The 24,016-nt window shown below is 29.4% G+C and carries 19 protein-coding genes, 2 pseudogenes and 1 riboswitch; of the genes and pseudogenes, 4 read left to right on the top strand and 17 right to left on the bottom strand.

The features are described from left to right. Positions 1–4 precede the first annotated feature (4 nt). From kdpC to BUA48_RS11005, 11 genes and pseudogenes are all read right to left on the bottom strand, one after another. Positions 5–577 carry a potassium-transporting ATPase subunit KdpC gene (gene kdpC / locus BUA48_RS11050; protein ID WP_072832120.1) on the bottom strand — a complete coding sequence of 191 codons (573 nt, stop codon included), beginning with the start codon at positions 575–577 and terminating at the stop codon, positions 5–7. A 14-nt stretch (positions 578–591) separates the two neighbouring features. Beyond that, positions 592–2,649 (bottom strand): potassium-transporting ATPase subunit KdpB, encoded by a 2,058-nt coding sequence (gene kdpB, locus BUA48_RS11045; RefSeq protein WP_072832119.1) that lies wholly within the window; start codon positions 2,647–2,649, stop codon positions 592–594. 27 nt (positions 2,650–2,676) lie between these two features. After that, on the bottom strand, positions 2,677–4,362 hold the full coding sequence (kdpA, locus tag BUA48_RS11040; protein ID WP_072832118.1) for a potassium-transporting ATPase subunit KdpA: 1,686 nt from the start codon (positions 4,360–4,362) through the stop codon (positions 2,677–2,679). Beyond that, positions 4,359–4,448: a K(+)-transporting ATPase subunit F gene (gene kdpF / locus BUA48_RS11035; protein WP_072832117.1), complete on the bottom strand. Its 90-nt coding sequence runs from the start codon at positions 4,446–4,448 to the stop codon at positions 4,359–4,361. The genes kdpA and kdpF overlap by 4 nt, the downstream gene beginning before the upstream one ends. Before the next feature lie 229 nt (positions 4,449–4,677). Then, positions 4,678–5,322: a DUF1989 domain-containing protein gene (locus BUA48_RS11030; protein WP_072832116.1), complete on the bottom strand. Its 645-nt coding sequence runs from the start codon at positions 5,320–5,322 to the stop codon at positions 4,678–4,680. A gap of 386 nt (positions 5,323–5,708) precedes the next feature. Beyond that, positions 5,709–6,296, bottom strand: coding sequence for a rubrerythrin (gene rbr / locus BUA48_RS11025; protein ID WP_072832115.1), 588 nt, complete (start codon positions 6,294–6,296; stop codon positions 5,709–5,711). Between the two features lie 75 nt (positions 6,297–6,371). Continuing rightward, entirely contained in the window at positions 6,372–6,980 is a 609-nt protein-coding gene (locus BUA48_RS11020) for an FAD-binding oxidoreductase (protein WP_479723201.1), read from the bottom strand. A gap of 168 nt (positions 6,981–7,148) precedes the next feature. Continuing rightward, positions 7,149–7,262, bottom strand: a pseudogene (locus BUA48_RS16030) (rubredoxin-like domain-containing protein); the annotation flags it as partial. A gap of 208 nt (positions 7,263–7,470) precedes the next feature. After that, positions 7,471–8,109, bottom strand: a complete 639-nt coding sequence (locus BUA48_RS11015; protein WP_072832114.1) for a hypothetical protein — start codon at positions 8,107–8,109, stop codon at positions 7,471–7,473. A 275-nt stretch (positions 8,110–8,384) separates the two neighbouring features. Beyond that, positions 8,385–10,577: a sensor histidine kinase gene (locus tag BUA48_RS11010; protein ID WP_072832166.1), complete on the bottom strand. Its 2,193-nt coding sequence runs from the start codon at positions 10,575–10,577 to the stop codon at positions 8,385–8,387. Further along, the gene (locus BUA48_RS11005) at positions 10,564–11,268 is read right to left on the bottom strand and encodes a response regulator transcription factor (protein ID WP_072832113.1); all 705 of its coding nucleotides are present in this window, start codon (positions 11,266–11,268) and stop codon (positions 10,564–10,566) included. The genes BUA48_RS11010 and BUA48_RS11005 overlap by 14 nt, the downstream gene beginning before the upstream one ends. A gap of 1,098 nt (positions 11,269–12,366) precedes the next feature. Between BUA48_RS11005 and BUA48_RS11000 the strand changes: the two genes are divergently transcribed. Continuing rightward, the gene (locus BUA48_RS11000) at positions 12,367–13,626 is read left to right on the top strand and encodes a glycosyltransferase family 2 protein (RefSeq protein WP_084666269.1); all 1,260 of its coding nucleotides are present in this window, start codon (positions 12,367–12,369) and stop codon (positions 13,624–13,626) included. Between the two features lie 333 nt (positions 13,627–13,959). On the opposite strand, the gene BUA48_RS10995 is transcribed toward BUA48_RS11000, so the two are convergent. From BUA48_RS10995 to ribD, 5 genes are all read right to left on the bottom strand, one after another. Then, positions 13,960–14,613 (bottom strand): HAD family hydrolase, encoded by a 654-nt coding sequence (locus BUA48_RS10995; RefSeq protein ID WP_072832111.1) that lies wholly within the window; start codon positions 14,611–14,613, stop codon positions 13,960–13,962. A gap of 4 nt (positions 14,614–14,617) precedes the next feature. Then, complete coding sequence (gene ribH, locus BUA48_RS10990) at positions 14,618–15,079, bottom strand: 6,7-dimethyl-8-ribityllumazine synthase (protein ID WP_072832110.1); 462 nt, start codon at positions 15,077–15,079, stop codon at positions 14,618–14,620. A gap of 125 nt (positions 15,080–15,204) precedes the next feature. Continuing rightward, positions 15,205–16,404 (bottom strand): bifunctional 3,4-dihydroxy-2-butanone-4-phosphate synthase/GTP cyclohydrolase II, encoded by a 1,200-nt coding sequence (locus tag BUA48_RS10985; RefSeq protein WP_072832109.1) that lies wholly within the window; start codon positions 16,402–16,404, stop codon positions 15,205–15,207. A gap of 21 nt (positions 16,405–16,425) precedes the next feature. Beyond that, a complete protein-coding gene (locus tag BUA48_RS10980) occupies positions 16,426–17,082 on the bottom strand; it encodes a riboflavin synthase (protein WP_072832108.1) in 657 nt (218 codons plus the stop codon). Position 17,083: 1 nt separating this feature from the next. Next, on the bottom strand, positions 17,084–18,178 hold the full coding sequence (ribD, locus tag BUA48_RS10975) for a bifunctional diaminohydroxyphosphoribosylaminopyrimidine deaminase/5-amino-6-(5-phosphoribosylamino)uracil reductase RibD (protein WP_072832107.1): 1,095 nt from the start codon (positions 18,176–18,178) through the stop codon (positions 17,084–17,086). Positions 18,179–18,642: 464 nt separating this feature from the next. After that, a riboswitch (FMN riboswitch) is annotated at positions 18,643–18,757 on the bottom strand. 416 nt (positions 18,758–19,173) lie between these two features. Between ribD and BUA48_RS10970 the strand changes: the two genes are divergently transcribed. The 3 genes and pseudogenes from BUA48_RS10970 (at position 19,174) to BUA48_RS10965 (ending at position 21,732) form a co-directional block, all read left to right on the top strand. Continuing rightward, a complete protein-coding gene (locus tag BUA48_RS10970) occupies positions 19,174–20,193 on the top strand; it encodes a PLP-dependent cysteine synthase family protein (RefSeq protein ID WP_084666267.1) in 1,020 nt (339 codons plus the stop codon). Between the two features lie 111 nt (positions 20,194–20,304). Beyond that, positions 20,305–20,436 (top strand): annotated as a pseudogene (locus BUA48_RS15390) (IS1595 family transposase); the annotation flags it as partial. Positions 20,437–20,541: 105 nt separating this feature from the next. After that, positions 20,542–21,732: a hypothetical protein gene (locus BUA48_RS10965; protein WP_072832106.1), complete on the top strand. Its 1,191-nt coding sequence runs from the start codon at positions 20,542–20,544 to the stop codon at positions 21,730–21,732. 184 nt (positions 21,733–21,916) lie between these two features. On the opposite strand, the gene BUA48_RS10960 is transcribed toward BUA48_RS10965, so the two are convergent. Then, a complete protein-coding gene (locus BUA48_RS10960; RefSeq protein WP_084666265.1) occupies positions 21,917–23,989 on the bottom strand; it encodes a beta-galactosidase in 2,073 nt (690 codons plus the stop codon). Between the last annotated feature and the right edge of the window lie 27 nt (positions 23,990–24,016).

Here is a 24,016-nt window from a genome sequence, read left to right as displayed (position 1 = left end):
TAAATTATATTAACTTATCAAGTTCAAGATTTACCATCAAAACATTAACTCGTGATTCACCTAAAATTCCAAAGGTCCTTCCCTCTGTGTGTTTAATAATTGCCTTTCTTACATCCTCTTCATTTATCCCTCTTGCTTTTGCTATACGCTTCACCTGATATTCAGCAGCATCCTTTGATATATTAGGATCTACTCCACTTCCTGATACTGTTACTAAATCCATAGGAATATCAGCTTTATTTTCTGGGTCAAATTCATGCCACCATTTGATCCTCTCTTCTACCAACTTACCTTGTTCTTTACCTACTGGAGAAAGATTACTAGGGCCATTATCATTACTTGGTCTTCCAATAAGATATTTAGGTTCTGTAAACTCTTGAGCAATTAATTTAGACCCATAACTAACTTCACTACCGTCCTTTAATTTAACAGTAACTATACTTCCATTAGCCTTATTATTAAAACAAAGCTGTGAGGCAAATGTGACTATAGCTGGGTATATTATTCCACATATTACACTCAAAATAATAATACATACCAAAGCTGCCCTTAAAGTTTTTTTCATGCCCTTCTTCATTTTACATTCTCTCCCTACACGATTTTAAATATTGTCAATATAATATCAATTGCTTTAATAGCTATAAATGGGGTTATTAATCCTCCAACACCATATATAAGCATATTGCGCCATAATAATTTATCTGCAGACATCTCTCTATACTTAACACCTTTTAAAGATAACGGAATTAATGCAATTATGATTAATGCATTATATATTATTGCTGATAATATAGCACTAGTAGAACTTGCTAAATTCATAAAGTTTAATCCCATAAGTTCTGGGAAAATTCCACAGAATAAAACTGGAATTATAGCAAAATATTTAGCTACATCATTAGCAACACTAAATGTTGTTAAGGCTCCTCTTGTCATTAATAGTTGCTTACCTATTCTAACTACTTCTATTAATTTTGTTGGGCTTGAATCTAAATCAACCATATTTCCAGCTTCCTTAGCAGCTTGAGTACCTGAATTCATAGCTACAGCTACATCGGCTTGTGCTAATGCTGGAGCATCATTAGTTCCATCACCAGTCATTGCAACAAGATGTCCCTTAGATTGATAATCTCTTATTAATTTAAGTTTTGCTTCTGGGGTAGCTTCAGCCATAAAATCATCAACTCCTGCTTCTGCTGCTATTACAGCCGCTGTCATAGCATTATCCCCAGTTATCATTATTGTTTTTATTCCTATTTTTCTTAAATCCTCAAATTTCTCTTTTACTCCATTTTTAACAATGTCCTTTAAGAAAATTACTCCCATTACCTTGAAATTTTTAGTTACAACTAAAGGTGTTCCCCCCATATTAGCAACCTTCTTAACTATATCTTCACACTTCTCTGGATATACTCCTCCATTAAGCTCAACGTATGCCTTAATAGCATCTGCTGCTCCCTTTCTAATTTCATTGCCCTTATAATTAACCCCACTCATTCTAGTCTTAGCTGTGAATTCTATAAATTCAACATCCATGTCTGAAAGGTCACGTCCTCTAATACCAAACTTTTCTTTAGCTAAAATAACTATACTTCTTCCTTCTGCTGTTTCATCAGCTATTGAAGATAATTGAGCTGCATTAGCTAAATCTTCTTCTGTTATATCATTTAATGCTATAAATTCAGATGCTTGTCTATTACCTAATGTTATAGTTCCTGTTTTGTCCAATAAAAGTACATCAACATCACCAGCAGCTTCTATAGCTCTTCCACTCATTGCTAATACGTTTGCTTTATTAAGTCTGCTCATTCCTGCAATTCCTATGGAAGAAAGTAGTGCCCCTATAGTTGTTGGAGCTAAGCATACCAATAATGCTATTATATTAGTTAGGGATATTGGTGAACCTAATCCTACTTCATTACTTATAAATCTTGAAAAAGGTAATAAAGTAGCTGTAACTACTAAAAATATAATTGTTAAGGTTACTAATAATATTTGAAGTGCAATTTCATTTGGAGTCTTTTTTCTTGCTGCACCTTCAACCATAGCAATCATTTTATCTAAAAAGCTCTTTCCAGCCTCTGCAGTAATTCTTATAATTAGCCAATCAGATACTAGAGTTGTTCCCCCTGTAACTGCACTTCTATCTCCACCTGATTCTCTAATAACTGGAGCTGATTCCCCAGTTATAGCACTTTCATCTACTGAGGCAACTCCCTCAATAACTTCCCCATCCATAGGAATTTGTTCCCCAGCAACAACAAGTACCACATCTCCAAGTTTTAATTCACTTGATAATATTTCTGTGTAATCTGAATCAAAATTAGGAGCTTTAAGTTTTTTAGCTTTTACATCTTTACGTGAACTTCTCAAACTATCTGCTTGTGCTCTTCCTCTTCCCTCTGCAATAGCTTCTGCAAAGTTAGCAAATAACACTGTGAACCATAGTATTAAAGCAATGCTCAAAGTATATCCTGCACTTTCATCCTTAACTCCAATTAAAGCAAGTATATAAAGAATAGTTGTGAATATAGCTCCAAGATAAACTACTAGCATTACTGGATTCTTAACTTGAGTCTTAGGTGCTAACTTAGCAAAAGATTGTTTTATTGCATCAATAAATATATTTTTATTTGAACTTGAATTCTTCATATAAATTTACCTCTTTCTCAGATTCTCTTATATAGTTATAAAAAACTCTGCTATAGGCCCTAATGCTAAAGCAGGTAAGAAACTTAATGCTCCCACCAATACAATTATGCCAATTACAAGTATCACAAAGGAATTTTTCCCAGTATCTAAAGTTCCATCACTTACTGCTACACTTTTCTTTTTAGCTAAATTTCCAGCCATATATATAATGGATATCATAGGAATAAAACGTGCTAATATCATAATTACTCCTGATATAAGATTCATATATACAGTGTTAGCATTAAAGCCTGCAAAGGCACTACCATTGTTTCCAGCTACTGATGAAAAGTTATATAAAATCTCTGTGAATCCATGTGGCCCACTGTTGCTTAACCATGAATTAACCTGTGGCATACATACTGTAATAGCACTACCTAGTAATACTAGTAATGGTGGAACTAAAATAACTAAACACACCATTTTCATATCAAAAGGTTCTATTTTTTTTCCTATATACTCAGGGGTTCTACCTACCATCAATCCCCCTATGAATACAGTCAATATTACAAAGGCTATAATTCCATATAATCCACATCCAACTCCTCCAAATACTACTTCGCCTATTTGCATTAAGAACATAGTAACTAGTCCACTTAATGGTGTTAAGCTATCATGCATAGAGTTTACTGATCCATTTGATGCAGCTGTGGTAGCTGTAGACCAAAGTGCAGATGAACCTATACCATTTCTTATTTCTTTACCTTCCATGTTTCCTGATAATGCAACACCCTTCCATTGAGAACCTAGCATTTGTTCACTACAAGTAATTGCAATTAAAGCTACTATAAATACTACTAACATTATTCTAAACAAGGTCTTTCCTTGCTTTTTATCCTTTATTGCTCTTCCAAATGTAAAACAAAGAGCTGTAGGTATTAATAATATTGATATTACCTGTAGCATATTAGTCAATGGTGTTGGATTTTCTAAAGGATATGCTGAGTTAGTTCCAAAGAAACCACCGCCATTTGTTCCTAATTGTTTTATAGCTATTTGACTTGCTGCTGGTCCTATAGGTATTACTTGTGTTTCCTTATTTTCAACTGTTACAACCTCTTTATATCCATCTAAGGATTGAACTACACCTTGAGAAACTAGTATTATTGAAAAAACTGTAGCTAAAGGAATTAATACATATAAAGTAGTCTTTACTAAGTCTCTCCAAAAGTTTCCTATAGTCTTGCTTTCCTTTCTTATAAAACCCCTTATAAAAGCAAATAATACTGCAATACCTGTTGCTGCTGATACAAAGTTTTGTACACCTAAGCCAAGGGATTGTGTAAGATACGATAAAGTATTTTCTCCTGCATAGGCTTGCCAATTGGTATTAGTTACAAAGCTTGCAGCAGTATTAAATGCTAAATGCCAACTTGTTCCTGATAATCCCTCAGGATTTAAAATTAGCCCTCCTTGAAGAATCTGAAGTAAAAACACAATTAAAAATCCAATTGCGCTAAAAGCTAAAACAGATATAGCATATTTTTTAGCATCCATTTCATCATCTTCACTTACATCCATTAATTTATATATATATTTCTCTACTGGAGAAAGGATTGAAGTCAAAAATACCTTTTTCCCCTCCATCACTTTGTATATATAATTTCCAAGAAGTACAGCTGCTCCTATAAGAATAATAAAAAAAATAATATCTTGTATAACTATATGACTCATATTTTTTCACCTCTAAATAATACATAAAAAAGATATATTAGTAGCCCTAAAGCCATAAATGCTGAAATTCCTAAAAGCATTTTCATTATTAACTCCCCCCATAAGTACTTTATATGTGCTATTATATATTTTTCTGTATAAAGATAGGGTTAAGTATATGTAGCTCCATGTTAAGATTGTGTTCAGATTAATTTCCTATTGTAATTTATCTTTTCCTCAATCTGACTTATTAAAGTTGAACTTAAAATTTTAATTTTAAAAATTATCTTATTAAACATGAAAAAGGTATGCTAAAACTTTTAGCATACCTTTTTATTATTTGTATATTTTCACTAAAACAGGAGTTGCTTTTCCTCCATTAAACCCATTCATATCATATGGACATACTGATATTGCACAAATACAATCCTTTAAAAACTTAAATGTTATGCGGTCTCCAGCCTTTGAAACTGAATCTATTCTTTCCCACTTACCAGTACTATCAATAACCGTTTTCTGAAATAAATTAAGTGGATCTGGAATATCCCATGGTTTAATTCCATATGGTTTTAAGTTTTCTCTAAAATTCTCTTCACAGGATCTATGATTCTTTATTCCTAAGCTAGTATAAGATTCATCATTACATGCTGCCATATTTAAATCATGAGTTCCAACTGTATCCTCTACAATTTCAACCATTGGTCTCCACATATTACTTACTAAAGTATCTCCTATAGTAATACTTGAACTATACTTCTTAGTCTTAGTTTTAGTTGAAGAGAAACTTTCTTTTATGTTATCTTCTCTAAAAAACATAAAATCTACCACTTGGCTTCCCTCTAAAACTTCTATAGTTAAATACCTATCCTTTAAAACAGTAAATGCTTTTCCATATCCACCCTCAACAATAAACTCTTTCTCCATTTTTATCTTTAGTGAGATTATACCAAGTTCAAAACTCCCACTAAATCCTCCCTTCACTTTTCTTACCCACAATTATATATTCAGTTAATTATTATTTATTTTCTAATAAACACTCTTTATTCTATTTAGGGATAACACTCCTTATATAGCTATAATACATACAAGTATTAATATAAATGTAGAATATTGCTTTAGAAATTAAATCCCTTAATCTTAATTACAATAATTTATTATGCAATGAACCTCTAAAATATATAAGGGGGAATATAACTTTTTAAATTTACTACCTCTATTATAACTATACTTCTCCTACTTTTCAGCATTAATTGAAATGTTTTAAAATATTTTTTAATCACTCTTAAATTTCCATTAAACAACAAAGGGATTTAACCATAATTCAACATGGTTAAATCCCCTTATTATATGTTAATTAAATTTATATTTTAATAGTTTTCAACAAATACTTCAAAGTATCCTTGAGGATGTGCACAAGCTGGACATAATGTAGGTGCTTCAAAACCTTCTGCTATATATCCACAGTTATTACATTTCCATAATACTGATTCACTCTTTTTGAATACTGTTCCGTTTTCAATATTTCCTAGTAATTTTCTATATCTTCTTTCATGTCTCATTTCAACTTCTGATATTCTTTCAAAAGCTGTAGCGATTTCTTGGAATCCCTCTTCTTTAGCTATTCTAGCAAACTCTGGGTAATCATGAGACCACTCTTCATTTTCACCTGCTGCTGCTGCTCTTAAATTTTTAGCTGTTTCTTGGTGAAAAGATACAGGATATGCTGCATTTATTTCTATAGCCTCATCAACAAAATCATTTTTTAAGAATTTATAAAATCTCTTTGCATGTTCTTTTTCTTGCTCAGCAGTTTCCATAAATATATTGGAAATTTGAACATATCCTTCTTTCTTAGCTATACTTGAGTAATAAGTATATCTAGTTCTAGCTTGACACTCTCCTGCAAATGATTTTAATAAATTTTCTGCTGTTTTTGTTCCTTTTAAACTTAACATAAAATCGTCCCCTTCCACATTTAAATAAGTTCTCTCTAAAATTAGAGAGATATTTAACATTTATCATATAGCTAACTAAATGTTAGCAAGATTAGCTGATGGTCCAAACATTTCATAATTTATTGATTCTTCTTCAATATCCATTGATTTTAAACTATCATATATTAATTTCATAAATCCTAATGGACCACAGAAATAAAAATCTCCATTCTTAGGTAGATTATCCTTAATCCACTGTTGAGTAATTCTTCCACTAATATCATAATCCACACCTAATTTATCACTTTCTAATGGATCACCGTAGAAAATTACTGTTTTTAAATTATTATTTTCATTGCTTAAGTTTTTAATTTCTTTCTTAAAAGTTTGTAGTTTAGAATTTTGTACAACTTGCACAAAAATAACTTTTCTATTTTTATCTAATGCTTCATATAACATAGACATTACTGGTGTTATACCAATACCTGCACTTATAAATACTAATGGTTTATTGCTATCTTTTAAAACAAAAGTACCTAAAGGATCAGTTATATAAACTTCTTCTCCTACATTAACTTTATCATGTAAATATGATGATATTAAGCCTTTATCTTCTTTCTTTACACTTATTCTGTAAAAATCTTCTCCAGGTTTCATAGATAATGAATATTGTCTAACCTCTTCTGATTTTTCTTCCTCTTTTATAGGTTTAATTGATATAAACTGCCCTGGCTTATGAGAAACTAACTTCTCTTTAGTTACAGGTTTTAAATAAAAAGATGTAACTACATCATTTTCTTTTTCCTTATTATCAACTATAAACCTTTTATATTGAACTTTATCTAAAATATTATTACTAACTTCTTCATTATTATCTTCTTCTACTTCTTTAAAATATTCAGGTCCTACATTACATAAAGGACATACTTCTGGAGGATTATCTCCTACATGTATATAGCCACATACTGTACATACAAATTTTTTCACTGCTATCTCTCCTCCCGTCTTTTTTTGTATTTTTTTATTGTTATTTTCATTTTACTCTAAAATAATGTAAATTCAATTACTTTATTACTATTTTTAGTATTTTTTTGAACTTCTTAATATTTATTATATACGCTTTTATTTTATTGTCAACACCTATTAAGTAATAATAATTATTATTTATTAGTTTTTTTGTACTCTACAGTATATTTTAATCTATATCAAAACCCTTAACTCTGTTATTTCTTTTATCTATAAAAACTTTAATCTCTTCATCTTGATTTTTTATAATATATTTAAATTCAACTTCTATATAATCCTTAGTTGTCTCAATTTTATCAAACCTTAGCTCAGTTTCTCTACTTACTAAGGCTTTATCTCTTAAAAACTTTTCAGCCATAATCTTCACGTCTTCTTCACTTACTTTGTCAGTATTATTTTCAACTTTAAATTCCAAATTTATATATTCTACATTTTTACTTAAAGTATCATATTTCATTTCAACTCTTATAATTTGATTATCTGAATTTTTAGGTCTTGCTTCAATGTAAAACTCCTGCAAATCATCAAACTCCTCAGTAATCTTATCTGCTTCTTTCTGTGACTCATTTTTAATAGAGTAATCCATATCTTCCTTGTTTATATCTATATCAAAGTACCTATTTAAGCTTTGTGATACAATACTTTTCAACTCAGCTTCTACTGTATCCTGAGTTTTTATATTATCTTTTGTTTCATTGTTTCTTTCATTAATAGAGACCTTATTTTGATCTACATCATTCTTGTTACATGCTACTAAGGTTGTACTTAAAGTTATTGCTATTAAACTCACTAAAATTCTATGTTTCATAATTTATTTTCCATCCTTTCATTTTTCTAAATTAGTATTTCCATATCTTTAAATTAAATTTATATCAACCCTATATTCCATAAATTTTCATTACCCGTAGTATGTTTACACTTAGTTGTTTTGAAAATGAGTGTGTTACTTTGCATAATAAATTAGCTAAAATTCACATGAATTAAAATTTAAATTTTTATAGATTGATTTTTTATCTAAAAATATAGAAGGTTATATAAATAATTTCACTTTTCAAAGCTAGCTTATTTATATAACCTTCCTAGTTATTGCTTATTTCTAATCATTCTATTTTTATTAAATACCATTATTACCTTAAATAAATCTCCATCTACTTCTATGTTAAAGCTTCCACCTTGTAATTCAACGAAGCTTTTAGATATTGCTAATCCTAAACCTGAGCCTTCTGTGTTACGAGACCTATCACCTCTTGCAAATCTTTCAACTATATCATCTACATTGAAATCTATCTCTACATCAGCCATGTTCTTTAGAACTATCACAACCTCATTATCAGTATCCTGAATATCTATATATACCCTTGTGCCTTTCATGGCATATTTAGTTATATTTATTATAAGATTTTCAAATACCCTAAAGGTTCTTTGGCTGTCTAAAGGTAATATAATTTTAGGACTTGAGAAGTTTTTTCTAATAAGAAGTTGTGATTTATTTATTTTATCATCTAACTCTAGCAATGTTTGCTTCATTAATGAAACCACATCTACATCTATTATATTGAGACTTATATCACCACTTGTAGCCTTACTTACTTCAAATAAATCTTCTATTAATTCCTTTAACCTTTGAGACTTTCTCTCTAAAACTGATAAATATCTTTCTCTTTTTTCATCTGGAAGATTTTTATCCTTTAATAAATCTACATAAGTTATAATAGAAGTTAAAGGTGTTTTTAAGTCATGAGATACATTAGATATTAACTCTGTTTTCATTTTCTGACTTTTAACTTCTTTGTCTAAGGCCTTTTTCAGTCCCATCTGAATACTTTCAACCTCTATTTTAAAAGGCTCAAATACTCCTAAATCTTCTCCAATAGTAACATCTAAATTTCCAGCCGCTATCTCATTAGTAGCTTGAAATAGTTTATTATATTTTTGACCCACATCATTTGAATATTGTTTTACTTTAACAAACAATATAATTGTGTATACTATAGCAACTATTATTCCCCAAAACCACATTCCACTAATTAAAATTAATACTAATAAGTTTAGAGTTAATATAACAATTATTTTTTTTGTATTTTTACTTCGTATATCTATATTCTTAATTTCACTGAAACATTTTTTAATTCTTGTTATTACATATTTTATTCCCTTATATGTGTAACATTTTTCTTTTATATAAGTTTTAACTCCCGTATTCCATATCGCTTTTAATAATACTCCTCCGATAAAAATTGCTGTAAAACATATTGTCCAATAAATCAAGTTAAGTATATATATTGTTCTAGTTTCTAAACTAATACCTTTTATACTTACTCCAAAATACCATTCAAGCTTACCACCAACACTTTGCATGATTAAGTGTTGAGGAGCAAGCATTATAAACATGACTCCTAAAGAAACTATTGCTATATTAAGTTCAAAGGGAATTTTATAAATTTTATCAAAACAAATTAATTCCTTTGAATATTTATATGGTATTATTAATGATAAAGCAAGAATCATAATCATAGCTACATTAATAAAAGAACTACAAGCTATTCTATAAGCCCATATCTTCTCTCCCTTAACATAGGAAGATATGGAATCTATATACTCTAATTCATTAGGCAATGCATATACATATGTAGTATCTTTTATAGGATCAGTGGCTATATATTGACTATAAACTGAACTACTATAAATTGCCTGATTTTCTAATTGTGTCAATTCATAAGTAAGTTTATCCTTATTACTACCATGAATAGCTTTTATAGACATCCATCCTCTTTCGTCATAATCTATTACCACATAAAAATCATAAATTTCATTTAATTTTTGAACTGAGTCTTTATTGTCTTCATTAATTAAATCCCATAGCTGATTTTTACTATTGGTATCACTTGCTTTGCTATTTTTATTTATAACATAATACTCTAAATTTCTTAAAGCATTCTCCAACCTTTTTTCATCTTTCTCAACTTCTATATCAAATTGATTTAAACTTTTTTGAAGTTTTTCTTTTTCTTCCTTAGTAGGAATCTTAGATAAATCTAAAAAAATATCAGAGGGTGTTAAGTCATAATCTGCCTCAGATTTTTTAAGGTTGTAATACAAAATATTATTTACTCTATATATGTCATTTGAAAACTCTTTACTTTCAAAAACATTATATCCATCCTTATTTGCTATATATTCTATATTGTCATAAGCAGAACACATAATGAAAGCTGACATAACTAATGTAATAGCAATAACTATATTGCTTAAATATCTCTTTTTACTGTTTTTCAATTTTATATCCAACTCCCCATACTACCTTTAAATACTTTGGATTCTTAGGATTTATCTCTATCTTCTCTCTTATATTTCTTACATGAACCATTATAGTATCAGTATTTATTGCATGCTCATTCCATACCTTTTCATAAATTTCATCCGTTGAAAATACTTTTCCAGGATTTCTCATAAGCAATGCTAATATCTTAAATTCACTTGGAGTTGTTTTTACTAGTTTTCCATCTAAAGTAACCTCCTTTGTATCCATATTCAACTCCAAACCGCCAATTACAAATATATTTTGTTTTGTAAATTCTTCTTTTTCAATATTAAGATATTTCGTATATCTTCTTAACTGAGAATTTACTCTTGCTAAAAGCTCTAGTGGTCTAAATGGCTTAGTTACATAGTCATCTGCACCTATATTCAACCCCATAATTTTATCCACTTCTTCTGATTTAGCAGATAGCATTATTACAGGAAAATTATAGTGTTCTCTTAACTTCATAGTAAAAGTTATACCATCCATCTTAGGCATCATAATATCAACTATAGCTAAGTGTATTTGCTGCTTTTCTAGTATTTCTAGACCTTCTATACCATTTCCCCCTATAAATACATTGTATCCTTGATTATTTAAATAAGCTTCTATAGCAACTGCTATTTCTTCTTCATCTTCAACAATTAAAATATTATATTCTCTCAATTTTTTTCCTCCTACAAGTGCATAACATTATTCTTTGTATATAAATAATATTATAAACTATTAATAGATTATTTTTATCTATATCCTTACTTTTATAACATAAAATTTATAAATTAAACCATTATTCAATTTTAAATAAGATATGTTTAAAATAAACTATTAATATAAATTAGAAGTAGAATCTCTTTCTTTACAGTGTAATTTATTCAAAAATAAGGCTTATCTCTGTTAAATCAAAGATTTCTTATTTAAATACATATAAGAGAGAATCCAATTGTAGAAAATAATACTTCTCCTGTAAAAATGTAATTACTAATAATTTTATAATACTTGTAAATTTTAAATTTAAAGTTTATATAAAACTAAAGATTTTATTAAGATTAATTACAATTATTTTAAAATTCTAGTTTTAATGCTACTATATTAGTGTAGCAACTATTATGAATTTACTAATTTACTGTAAAGATGATAAATAATACTTTTTATTTATTTTCATATATATGATGCTATATACAAGCATATTCTAATATTTTCAATTGATTTATGTATATTCTTGTAGTATTACACAGAATTTCATCTATTTTCCTCTTATTCTTTGTACTTTAATTATAGTTCATTTTGCTTTATAATAACTATTGTGTATAGCATCCTATGTATCTAAAGTATATCGTACTATGATACATGCATTTTTTAATATACACATATCTAGTATAAAGGTTATTCCTATATTACTTATATTTGAATTAACATAGTTTATAAGTATTGTTTTTTAAACTTATAATGAAATCTAAAGATTTTTTTAAGATTTTCTTCATAAAACTTTAAAAAGTATTTGTTATAATTACTTTAGTCTTATACTAAAATTTATATATGTACCTCTATAATTTCAAAAATAATTACTATTTTTGGAATTTATATGTTTTGATAGAGGTATTAAATAAAAATATAATTGTATTTTATAAAATTGATGCTATAATATTAAATGCTAAATATCTCTTTTCGCAAAGATGATATTTTCTTTATTGTTTATATTAATAATTTAAAGCAAAAGTTATTTGCATCTTTTATGATGGCACATTACTTTTAGGAGGGATAACTTTGTTATCATTTATTAACAACTTTAATTTTGTGATTTTTATATTGTTCACAGTATGCTACTCATATCAAATCATTTATGCATTTGTAGCTCTATTTAAAAAACCAAAAGAACTTACGCCAAAGAAGTTACATAAATATGCAGTAATTACAGCAGCTAGAAATGAGAGTGCCGTAATAGGTGAATTGATTAAAAGTATTAAAAATCAAAAGTACCCATCTGAGTTGGTAGATATATTTGTTATTGCTGACAATTGTACTGATAATACTGCTGAAGTAGCTAGAAAAGCTGGCGCAATTGTTTACGAGCGTAACAACAAAGAACTTGTAGGAAAAGGGTATGCTCTAGATTTTATTTTTAAAACTATTGCAACTCAATACAGTGATGCAAATTACGAAGGTTATTTTATATTTGATGCTGATAACTTACTTGATGAAAATTATATCGCTGAAATGAATAAAATGTTTGATAGTGGTTATAGAATTTTAACTAGCTATAGAAACTCTAAGAACTATGATTCCAACTGGATTTCTGCTGGATATTCATTATGGTTTTTACGTGAAGCTAAATACCTTAATAATCCTAGAATGCTATTAAACACAAGTTGTGCTGTTTCTGGTACTGGATTCTTAGTTCATAGTGATATAATAAACAAGAATGAAGGTTGGAAATATCACTTGCTTACTGAGGATATTGAGTTCTCTATTGATAGTGTTATTAATGGTGAAACAATAGGATATTGTGGTAATGCAAAAATTTATGATGAGCAACCTTGTACTTTTGAACAATCATGGAATCAAAGACTTCGTTGGTCAAAAGGTTTCTATCAAGTGTTTGGTAAATACGGTTTATCTTTAGTGAAAACAACATTCCAGAAACATTGTTTTTCTGCATATGATATGTTTATGACTATAACACCAGCTATATTTGTTACATTGACAAGTATTCTTTTTAACTTATCTTGTCTAATATACGGTATATTTAGTCTAACAGCTTCACCAAAAATAATACCAACTACACTAGGAGCAATCCTTATTTCATTCTTTAATTTTTACATTGTACTATATGCATTTGGTTTACTTACTACAATTACAGAATGGGATCAAATAAACAGTACACCATTTAAAAAGATTTTATATACATTTACTTTTCCAGTATTCATCTTCACATATATCCCTATTTCAATAGTGGCATTATTTAAGAAGATTGAATGGACACCAATTAATCATACTGTAGTAAAATCTATTGAAGAAGTTCGTTAGTACTGTACAAGCTTCAAAGTACTAAAAATTATTTTGATACTTAAACGTAAATTTTAAAGAGACTATTACTTAAAGTAAAATTTAAGTAATAGTCTCTTTCTTATATCTTCTCATACCTATATATATCTGTTCTTATCTATATTTATATTATTCTTTACCCTATATACCATAATCACTAAGGATAACATAATAAAATCCCTCGATAAGCTTAATGCTTAAGCAAGGGATTAGAATATAAAGTATTACTCACCTACAAAAATTTATTAAGTTTTAATTCTGATTACACTCTCATTGTATTCATAATTTCCCAAATTGCCAGTACTTATTTCCAATTTATTTAACTAATGACTTTAAATCCTGTATATTTTCTATAAGAAAATCAGCCTCTTTTAACTCTTCACAATTCCCATATCCATATTTACACCCTATGGAAATTAATTTGTTTATTTTAGCAATTTCTATATCCTGAAATCTATCACCAATTACTAAATACTCTCCTCTATTTTCCTTCTTTATAAAATCAAATATTTCATATTTGGGTATAAATCCGTATTGCTCTGTACAATAAAATCTATGAAAGTATCTATCTAACTTAAATTTATTTATGTGGTTATTCATATATTCTATTTTACAATTGCTTAAAAATATGAGATTAAACCCTTTACCTCTAAGATACTCAAGGATCTCTATACTTCCTTTGTATAGCTCAGCTTTGCCTTCATTTATGGCCTTAACCATAGATTCTCCTATGATTTTGCTACACTTATCCTTTTCCTCTTGTGGTAAAGTAAGCATAAAGTTATTCCACATATCTTTACTACTATAACCTAGCCATTTACATATCTCTTCATCTTTCCAAATTCTTTCTTCAACATATCCTCTACTTACTAAATACTCATATGCACCTCTAAAAGCAGGTGCATATATCTTTATACTATTGTGTAATGTACCATCATAATCAAATATAATGCTCTTTACATTATCCATAAGCCTAAAATTCTCTAATTAAGTTAGCCATTTCTACTGCTGTTACAGCTGCATCATATCCCTTGTTTCCTGCTTTTGTTCCTGCTCTTTCAATAGCTTGTTCAATACTATCAGTTGTTAATACTCCAAATATAACAGGTACCTCTGAATCTAAAGATACTGTAGCTACCCCCTTTGACACCTCTGCACACACATAATCAAAGTGAGGAGTTGATCCCTTTATTACAGCTCCTAAACATATTACAGCATCATATTTCTTAGTCTTAACCATTTTTTTAGCTATTAATGGTATTTCAAAAGCTCCTGGAACCCATGCAATTTCTATATTTTCTTCTTCTACACCATGTCTTTTTAATCCATCTAAAGCTCCACCTAATAACTTAGATCCAATAAATTCGTTAAATCTTCCAACTACAATACCTACTCTTAACCCTTCTGCAACTAAATTTCCTTCTAATATTCTCATAATAATTTTCCTCCATATCCTCTTTAAATTTATATTTTTGATTTGCTAAATATAATTAACACTTAATACTGCTAACTTAAAGATTTATTATTCTTTAATAAGTAAATTAGTAGTTCTAAAATTTCTTAATAATTAAGCATGTGATTTAGCTTTTCTTGCTTTGTCTTTAAATAAAATTTGTTCTTTTCATTGCAACTCATTTGAATTGGTACTCTTTCCACAATCTCAATATCATATCCTGATAATCCATTTATTTTTCTAGGATTATTAGTCATAAGTCTTAATTTCTTTACTCCTAAATTTTTAAGAATTTGTGCCCCGATGCCATAATCCCTCATATCTGCTGGAAAACCTAACTTTAAGTTAGCTTCTACAGTATCAAAGCCCTGATCTTGAAGCTCGTAAGCCCTTAATTTATTTATAAGTCCAATTCCTCGTCCCTCTTGTCTCATATAAAGAAGTATTCCACAGCCTTCCTCTGCAATTTTCTTCATAGCTGCATCATACTGATCTCCGCAGTCACATCTCTTAGATCCTAAGGCATCACCTGTTAAACATTCCGAATGAACTCTTGTTAAAATAGGCATGTCCCCATTAATTTCCCCCTTAACTAAAGCTACGTGATGCTCTCCATTTAATTTATTTATAAATCCATATATTTTAAAATCTCCATATTTAGTTGGCATCTTAGTTTCTACTACTCTTTCAACTAACTCTTCCTTACTTCTTCTATACTTAACCAAATCTGCTATTGTTATGATTTTAAGATTATGTTCCTTAGCAAATTCCATAAGCTGTGGAGTTCTAGCCATAGTTCCATCATCATTCATAATCTCACATATTACTCCAGCAGGCTTCAATCCAGCTAACTTTGCTAAATCTACTGCTGCCTCAGTATGTCCAACCCTCTTTAAAACTCCACCATTCTTGGCTAATAAAGGAAATACATGTCCTGGTCTTCTAAAGTCTTCCTTCTTACTTTTCTCATCTAATAGCTTTTCAATTGTTAAAGCTCGCTCATAAGCTGAAATCCCTGTTGTAGTATCAATATGGTCAATAGATACCGTAAAAGCAGTCTCATGATTATCTGTATTATGTGACACCATTTGATTAATTTCTAATGCTCTTAATCTTTCCTCTTCCACAGGCATGCATATAAGTCCTCTTCCATACTTGGCCATGAAATTTATAGCTTCTCCTGTTACCTTTTCTGCAGCCATCAACAAATCCCCTTCATTCTCTCTATCTGGATCATCAATAACTATAACTATTTTCCCTTCCTTAATATCCACTAAAGCTTCTTCAATACTATTAAATTTACTCATTTTAACTCCTCCTTAATTTCCTTACATAAATCCATTTTCTATTAAAAACTTCTCACTTATAGACTCACTTTTATTGCTACTTGTATCCTTTTTAATACCTAAAAGCTTTTCAACATATTTACCAATAACATCACATTCCAGATTAACAGTTTCACCTAAGTCCTTATTAAGCAAAGTAGTTTCATCTCCAGTATGAGGTATTATAGATACCTTAAAAGTTTGGCTATCTACATATGCCACCGTCAAACTTATACCATCTATAGCTATAGACCCCTTTTCAACAATGTACCTGAGTACTTCTTCTGTTGTTTTTATAGTTACCCAAACAGCATTGTCTTCTCTTTTTAAGGAAACAATTTTTCCAGTGCCATCTATATGACCACTTACAATGTGTCCACCAAATCTCCCCTTTGCACTTAATGCTCTTTCAAGATTTACTTTACTCCCAACTTTTAAATCACCTAAATTACTCCTTCTCAAAGTTTCAGCCATAACATCAGCCTCAAAGACATATCCATATATATTGCAGGCCGTTAGACATACACCATTAGTTGAGATACTGTCACCTATATTAGTGCCTTCTAAAATTTTATGGCCCTTAATTAAAAGTTTAGAAGATTTTTCTCCCTTTTTTACACCTTGAATTACCCCTACTTCTTCAATAATTCCTGTAAACACGCTACTTCCTACCCCCTATATATCCTTCTAAATAAACATCCTCATCTATTTTCTTATATATTAGATTTTCTACTTTCACACACTCTCTTATTAATTCAAAACCATTACCTGAAACCGGTGTCCTTGCTTTCTCTCCACCAATTATTTTAGGTGCTATATAAACTTGAATTTTATCAACTATACCTTGCTTTAAAGCTGAGAAATTCAAAGTTCCACCACCTTCTAATAAAATACTATCAATCCCTAACTCTCCTAGAATTTTCATTAATTCCTCTAAATCTACTCTCTCCTCATGACTTTGAGTATGAATTATAACTATATCCTTACTTTTTAAAGCTTCTTCTTTAGCTTTACATGCCTCCTCAGTAGTGGCTACAATTGTTCTAATATTGCTTGAAGAATTTACAATATTAGAGTCCATAGGAATTCTTAACTTGCTATCCACAATTATTCGAATAGGATTTCTACCATTTTCAATTCTACATGTAAGCATAGGATTATCTTTTATTACAGTTTCTACCCCAACCATTATTGCACTAAGTTCATTTCTTAAGTTATGCACATTCTCTCTAGACTTTTCCCCAGATATCCACTTTGAATCCCCTGAAACTGTGGCTATCTTTCCATCTAAGGACATTGCCCATTTCATAACTACAAAGGGCATCTTAGAAACTATATATTTCATGAATACTTCATTAACTTTTTTACACTCTTCTTCTAAAACTCCAATCTCAACATCTATTCCATGTTCCCTTAGTCTCTTAACCCCTCTTCCAGCAACCAAAGGATTAGGATCCAAGGAACCAATTACTACCTTTGAAATTTTTTCTTTTATTATTCTTTCAACGCAAGGAGGTGTCTTACCATAATGAGAGCACGGCTCCAAAGTTACATACATTGTAGCTCCTTCAACATTCTCTATAGCATTCTCAAAGGCATTAACCTCTGCATGAGCTTTTCCATAACACTTATGATATCCTTCTCCTATAATTTTGTTATCTTTTACAATAATAGCTCCAACTAAAGGATTGGGATTTACTCTTCCCTTACCTCTTTCAGCCAATTCCAAAGCTAGTTTCATGTACTCTTTGTCCATATTCTCCCCTCCTGATTTTTCAAATAATCAATCAAACTCCATAATAAAATTATTTTTCATTAAACCCTATGCATTAAAGTTATTTTATTATTATCAATTCTTTTTTGCTTAAGATCGCTTAAAATACACTTAGTGACTTTAAAACCTTTAAGTTTTTCTTTAAAATATATAAAGCCCTGAGTATATAACTCAGGGCTTTATATAAATCTATTTATTACTTAATTTAATAACACTCTAATGAACTCTTATAACCTTCAGCATAAACTATGCTTCAGTCCTAATTATTTATTTGCAGCTAATTAAATTATGGATTTATATTTTAATATAATCTACTCTTACAATAGTTATCTTCACTAATATCTTAGTACTAAAAAAGCTCTGAAATAATTAATATTCCAGAGCATATCATACAAAATAACCTTCTTTGCTTAAAAGTATTTAAACAAATAAACTATCGTAATAGTATTAACCTTCTTTCATCCAGACTTTACTGTCGGCTTCGGAATCTAACCGAATCTGCCTTAACGGCTCGCGGGCTTTACCGCCGGTAGGGAATTACACCCTGCCCTGAAGATTTATTGAATTTTCTAAAAATAGAATACCACCTTTTTTTTCTATTGTAAACCTCTTTTTTTAATCTTATGTAATTTTCATTTACCTTCAATTTCTTAAACCTATCTATTTTATTAAGTATCAATTTCCAATCTTATTTCATATGTTAAGATAACTGTCCTTTTTTACTACTTGGATAAATATATTAAAATTTCTCTATACCAATACTTAAGTGAATACCTTAAAACTTATTTGTATTACTTAGATAAGCACCTTATAATTCATTTAAAATAATACTTAATTCCATTTAAATTATCAAATAGATTAATAACATACAAAATTTATTTCACTGTCCTATTATTATAAAGGTTGTTTGTATATTAATGGATTATTTAGTATAATTAACTTTGTATGGTTATATTTAAAATGAGGAGGTCTTTAAATTGAATAAAGAATTAAAAATCCAAGATAAATTAAATAATATTTCAAAACTTATAGGGAATACCCCTTTAATAGAAATATCTTTTATGCATAAAGGAAACTTAAAAAAAGTATATGCTAAACTTGAATACTACAATTTAACTGGAAGTATTAAGGATAGAATGGCATTCCATATTATAAAAAAGGCTTACCTAGAAGGTCGTCTTAAAGAAGAAGATACAATAGTTGAAGCTACTAGTGGTAATACTGGTATAGCTATATCTGCAATGGGTAGAGTTGTTGGTAATAAAGTATGTATATACATGCCTGACTGGATGAGTGATGAAAGAAAAAATATAATAAGATCCTTAGGTGCTGATATAAGATTAGTTAGCAAGGAAGAAGGCGGGTTTATTGGAAGTATCCAAATGACTAAAGATCTTGCTAAAACTCAAAAAAATATATTCTTAACTTCTCAATTTTCTAACACAGATAATTCAGAAGCAAACTATTTAACAACAGGTCCTGAAATATATAATGCTCTAAATAAACATGGTTTAACTCCAGATGCACTTGTAGCAGGTGTGGGAACTGGTGGAACTCTTATGGGAATTGGAACTTATTTAAAGGAACAAAATAATAAAATTCATTTACATCCATTAGAACCATCTAACTCTCCAACTTTATCTACTGGTAACAAAGTTGGTAATCATAGAATCCAAGGTATCTCCGATGAATTTATACCTGATTTAATAAAACTAGATTCTTTAGATGAAGTTATAAGTGTTGATGATGGTGATTCTATTATAATGGCTCAAAAACTTGCAAAAGAATTAGGACTAGCTGTAGGTATTTCTTCTGGTGCTAACTTCCTTGGTGCTGTTTTAGCTCTTGATAAGTTAGAAAACAAAGATGGAGTTGTAGTTACAATCTTCTCTGACGATAACAAAAAATATCTTTCTACAGATTTGATGAAAGAAGAGCCTGTTAAACCTGGATTCTTATCAAATGACATAGAACTTTTAAGTTCTAAGGTATTATAAATTATAATCCTTAAAAATTAATGCTTAAAAATATACCCTATAGAGTAGCCAATACAAAGGTCCACCCTATAGGGTTATTATTTAAAAATAAGGCTATGTTTTAAATAGTAGCACAAATGGATGAATACATTCAGTACGGAAAAATATATAGTAAGAACTAAAAATTTGATAGTTCATGGTAACATAGCACATAGTTATACTATGATTAAGGAATTTAAGATTAGAAATCTAATATTTATTTAAAATAGATTTTATTTGAATAAACGTTAAAGTTATCTTCCACAAATTATGCATAATACTAATATAGAGTTTTGAACAATTGTGTTAAATTATAAGGAGAAATTAATAATGAATAAGAAGTTGAATTTATATTATTTTGGTGATATAGGGGTATATGATGAATATTGTCCCGATTATGTTTGTAGTAAAACTTATGCCTCAGAGATACTCTATATTATTGCGGAAAACAAGCCATTTACAATATCAGATCAGGAGATAATTAAGACATTGAAGATTGAAGAGGACGATTTTAAGAATGTAATAAATTCTCTTCAAAATATAAATTTAATTGACGTAAAAGATAACACTTATAAAGTAAACTTTCCAGTCTTTTTAGAAAAAGATTTAGTAATATTAGATAGAAAACTAGAGAATATAGGAAACATAATAGGTGATAAAATTATTAATAACAGTGAACTAATATATAGTAAGATAAAAGGATTAACAAGTACTAATACTTTCAGTAAAGAAAGGCTTTTATATCATATAATTTGCGATTCTATATTTGATGGAACTGCATTTGATTATTTTAGCGAGACGGATTTATTTTGCATATCAAAGAGTCAACCAGGAAATAGGGATTATATTGTAATTGCTTATGAAGACAGCAAGAAGGTGGAATCCCATAGTAATAATCTACTATGCAGTAGTAATAATTTTAGAACAAATAGATTTAATTTCAATAGTTTTGGTGACTCAAATGGGAATAGAAAAGATATGTACAGAGTATTTAGAATTACTCAGCAATCCCTTGAAAATGCAACTAATTATGAAAGTTTAAATTTATCATATATAAAAATTTTAGATGTAAAAAATAGAGAAATCTCAGAACAGTGTGGAGAATTAATTCTTAAGATACATGACACTAATGTTATTTATGAAGAATTAACAGATACAGAAAAATACCTTGCAACATTTCTTATAGAACTTAATTATTTGAAGATAGATGAGAAGTCAAATTTTATTAGATTAGAAGTACCAATTATCAAAGAGCCAGATATAGCTATAATTGATGAGATATCATTAATTATTCTTAATGATATATTTGATGTGGTTAAAGATTTATTCTCAAGTTTTGAAGTCGGCACTTCAGACTTAACAGCTATAAAACACGAAGTAAATATAAAAGAAATAGCAAATGAGTTATGGCATCAGATTTTTGGGTTAACCAACGAGTATCTAGGAACAGTAGGTTTTGTTGAATCACCAAAGCATATTGTTGGAGAAGGGCGATATTTAAAAAGCTTCAGAGCAAAGTAAGCTGTATTGTTTCTTTGTTTATTATTTATTTTAAATAGCAATCTTAGTATAATGCGATTTAAAATAAAAGTGGACAAGTAGTAATTTGTCCACTTTTATACTATCTATTATCAACCTTCATTTAAAACAGATCTAAAAATAAACTTAAAGTTCTACCTAAGACTATGAATATTATTTTAGTAAACTATTGTTTTACTTTCAATATTTTAACTGCATACTCATTTAGCTCTATAGCTTTTGATACTTCCTTTTCCTCTATGATATCAATAAAAGTCATATCTTTTAAATCTATATTTTTCACTTCGTCAGTAAAGTTCATTAAGAATATAAATTCATTATTTTCATCTCTACGAACTTGAGCATTAACTCCCTCTGGTAATTCTACTTTGATGGCTTTATTTAAATCAATCTTTCTTGCTAGACTTCTATAGAAATCTCTTAAGAATTCATGATTATTTCTAAATGCCATATAGTATGCTTTTCCCTCTCCAAATTTATTACAAGTAAGTGCTGGCATTCCTTTGTAGAAGTCAGTTTTATATGTTGCAAGAACCTCTGCACTCTCAGCATGTATTAAATCACAGAATATTCTAGCCTCATATTCCCCACTCATATTTATTTCATTGTTATCACTAAACTCTACATAATTTACATCTTCATCATATAATGCATCTAATTCCTCTGACCATATACCAGTTACTTTTCTAAGTGGTCCTGGGAATCCCCCTAAGAAACATAAGTCATTCTCATCAGCTATTCCACTCCAATAAGTTGTAACTAAAGTTCCTCCATTTTTAACGAACTCTTCTATTCTTTCTCCAACACCTGGTCTTATCATATACAGCATAGGAGCTACTAAAACCTTGTATTTTGAGAAATCGCAATCCATGTTAATTACATCCACTGGAACTGACATATCCCAAAATGCTTTATAATGTAATTGACATGTTTCAAAGTAATCCTTTTTCTCAATTCTTGGCCCTTGAGCATCATCTATTGCCCAATAGTTTTCCCAGTCATATATAACTGCTACTTCTGGCTCTACTGAAGTTCCAACTACTTCATCAAGCTTAGTTAAAATTTCTCCAACCTTTGTTACATCTCTAAATACTCTTGTATTCTCATGTCCACAATGATCTACAACAGCTCCATGGAATTTCTCAGAAGATCCTCTACTCTTTCTCCATTGGAAATATTGAACTGTATCAGAACCGTGAGCCACTGCCTGAAGTGAAGATAAAACATGCATACCTGGTCTTCTTAACTTAGCAACTGGTTGCCAATTCGTTGAACTTGGCGAACTTTCCATCATCATAAATGGCTTTCCATTTAAAATAGCTCTATTCAAATCGTGTATGAAAGCTCTTCTACTTCCTTCATGAGCATCACTTCTTTCCCCATGCCAATAAGGATAATTGTCCCAAGATACTACATCTAGGTATGGAGCAAATTTCCAATAATCAATTCCTCTATTTAAAGCTACATAATCATGGAAATTAGTAGTTACAGGAATATCCGGAGTTATCTCCTTTAATATACTTCTCTCATGTTTGTAATAATCTAAAGTTTGATGTGATACAAATCTCATCCAATCTAAATTTAATCCATGTAATGCCGGCTCTCCATGTGGTGCTGGAGATTCTATTTGACTCCAATCTGTATAAGTATGACTCCAGAATTTACCCCACCAAGCATTATTTAATTCCTCTAAACTATTATGATATTTTTCTTTTAAAAAGCTTCTAAAAGCTTCTTGGCAAAGTTCACAATGACATTGCCCTTCAAATTCATTAGAAATGTGCCACATAATTAAAGCTGGATGATCCTTATATCTCTCAGCTAGCATTTTATCTATTATGGAAACCTTTTCTCTATAGATAGAAGAAGTATAACAATGATTGTGACGCTCACCATATAAATTTCTAATTCTATTTTCAGTTACTCTTAAAATCTCTGGGTATTTCTTTGCCATCCAAGCTGGTTTAGCACCTGTTGGTGTTGCTAAAATAACATAATTTCCATTCTTATGCATAGTATCCATGATTTCATCTAGCCATTCAAAATTAAACTTTCCTTCCTCAGGCTCTAGCATAGTCCATGAAAAAATTCCAACTGCTACCACATTACAATGTGATAACTTCATTAATCTTACATCTTCTCCCCAAATTCCAGGCATATCTATCCACTGTTCTGGATTATAATCTGCTCCATGTAACATGCCCTTGATCTTGTTACTTATTGGTCCATAATTCTTCAAAGTGCACTCCCCCTTAGTTAATAACGC

Source organism: Clostridium collagenovorans DSM 3089 (genome assembly GCF_900130005.1).
GTDB lineage: Bacteria > Bacillota > Clostridia > Clostridiales > Clostridiaceae > Clostridium_D > Clostridium_D collagenovorans.
The sequence above is the reverse complement of the archived record's forward strand: the minus strand, read 5'-3'. Positions and strand labels throughout refer to the sequence as shown.

Excerpts from the sequence above, each read along its gene's own strand:
- kdpC (WP_072832120.1), bottom strand. The coding sequence starts at position 577 with ATGAAGAAGGGCATGAAAAAAACTTTAAGGGCAGCTTTGGTATGTATT.
- kdpB (WP_072832119.1), bottom strand. The coding sequence starts at position 2,649 with ATGAAGAATTCAAGTTCAAATAAAAATATATTTATTGATGCAATAAAA.
- kdpA (WP_072832118.1), bottom strand. The coding sequence starts at position 4,362 with ATGAGTCATATAGTTATACAAGATATTATTTTTTTTATTATTCTTATA.
- kdpF (WP_072832117.1), bottom strand. The coding sequence starts at position 4,448 with ATGAAAATGCTTTTAGGAATTTCAGCATTTATGGCTTTAGGGCTACTA.
- rbr (WP_072832115.1), bottom strand. The coding sequence starts at position 6,296 with ATGTTAAGTTTAAAAGGAACAAAAACAGCAGAAAATTTATTAAAATCA.
- BUA48_RS11015 (WP_072832114.1), bottom strand. The coding sequence starts at position 8,109 with ATGAAACATAGAATTTTAGTGAGTTTAATAGCAATAACTTTAAGTACA.
- BUA48_RS10995 (WP_072832111.1), bottom strand. The coding sequence starts at position 14,613 with ATGGATAATGTAAAGAGCATTATATTTGATTATGATGGTACATTACAC.
- ribH (WP_072832110.1), bottom strand. The coding sequence starts at position 15,079 with ATGAGAATATTAGAAGGAAATTTAGTTGCAGAAGGGTTAAGAGTAGGT.
- BUA48_RS10985 (WP_072832109.1), bottom strand. The coding sequence starts at position 16,404 with ATGAGTAAATTTAATAGTATTGAAGAAGCTTTAGTGGATATTAAGGAA.
- ribD (WP_072832107.1), bottom strand. The coding sequence starts at position 18,178 with ATGGACAAAGAGTACATGAAACTAGCTTTGGAATTGGCTGAAAGAGGT.
- BUA48_RS10965 (WP_072832106.1), top strand. The coding sequence starts at position 20,542 with ATGAATAAGAAGTTGAATTTATATTATTTTGGTGATATAGGGGTATAT.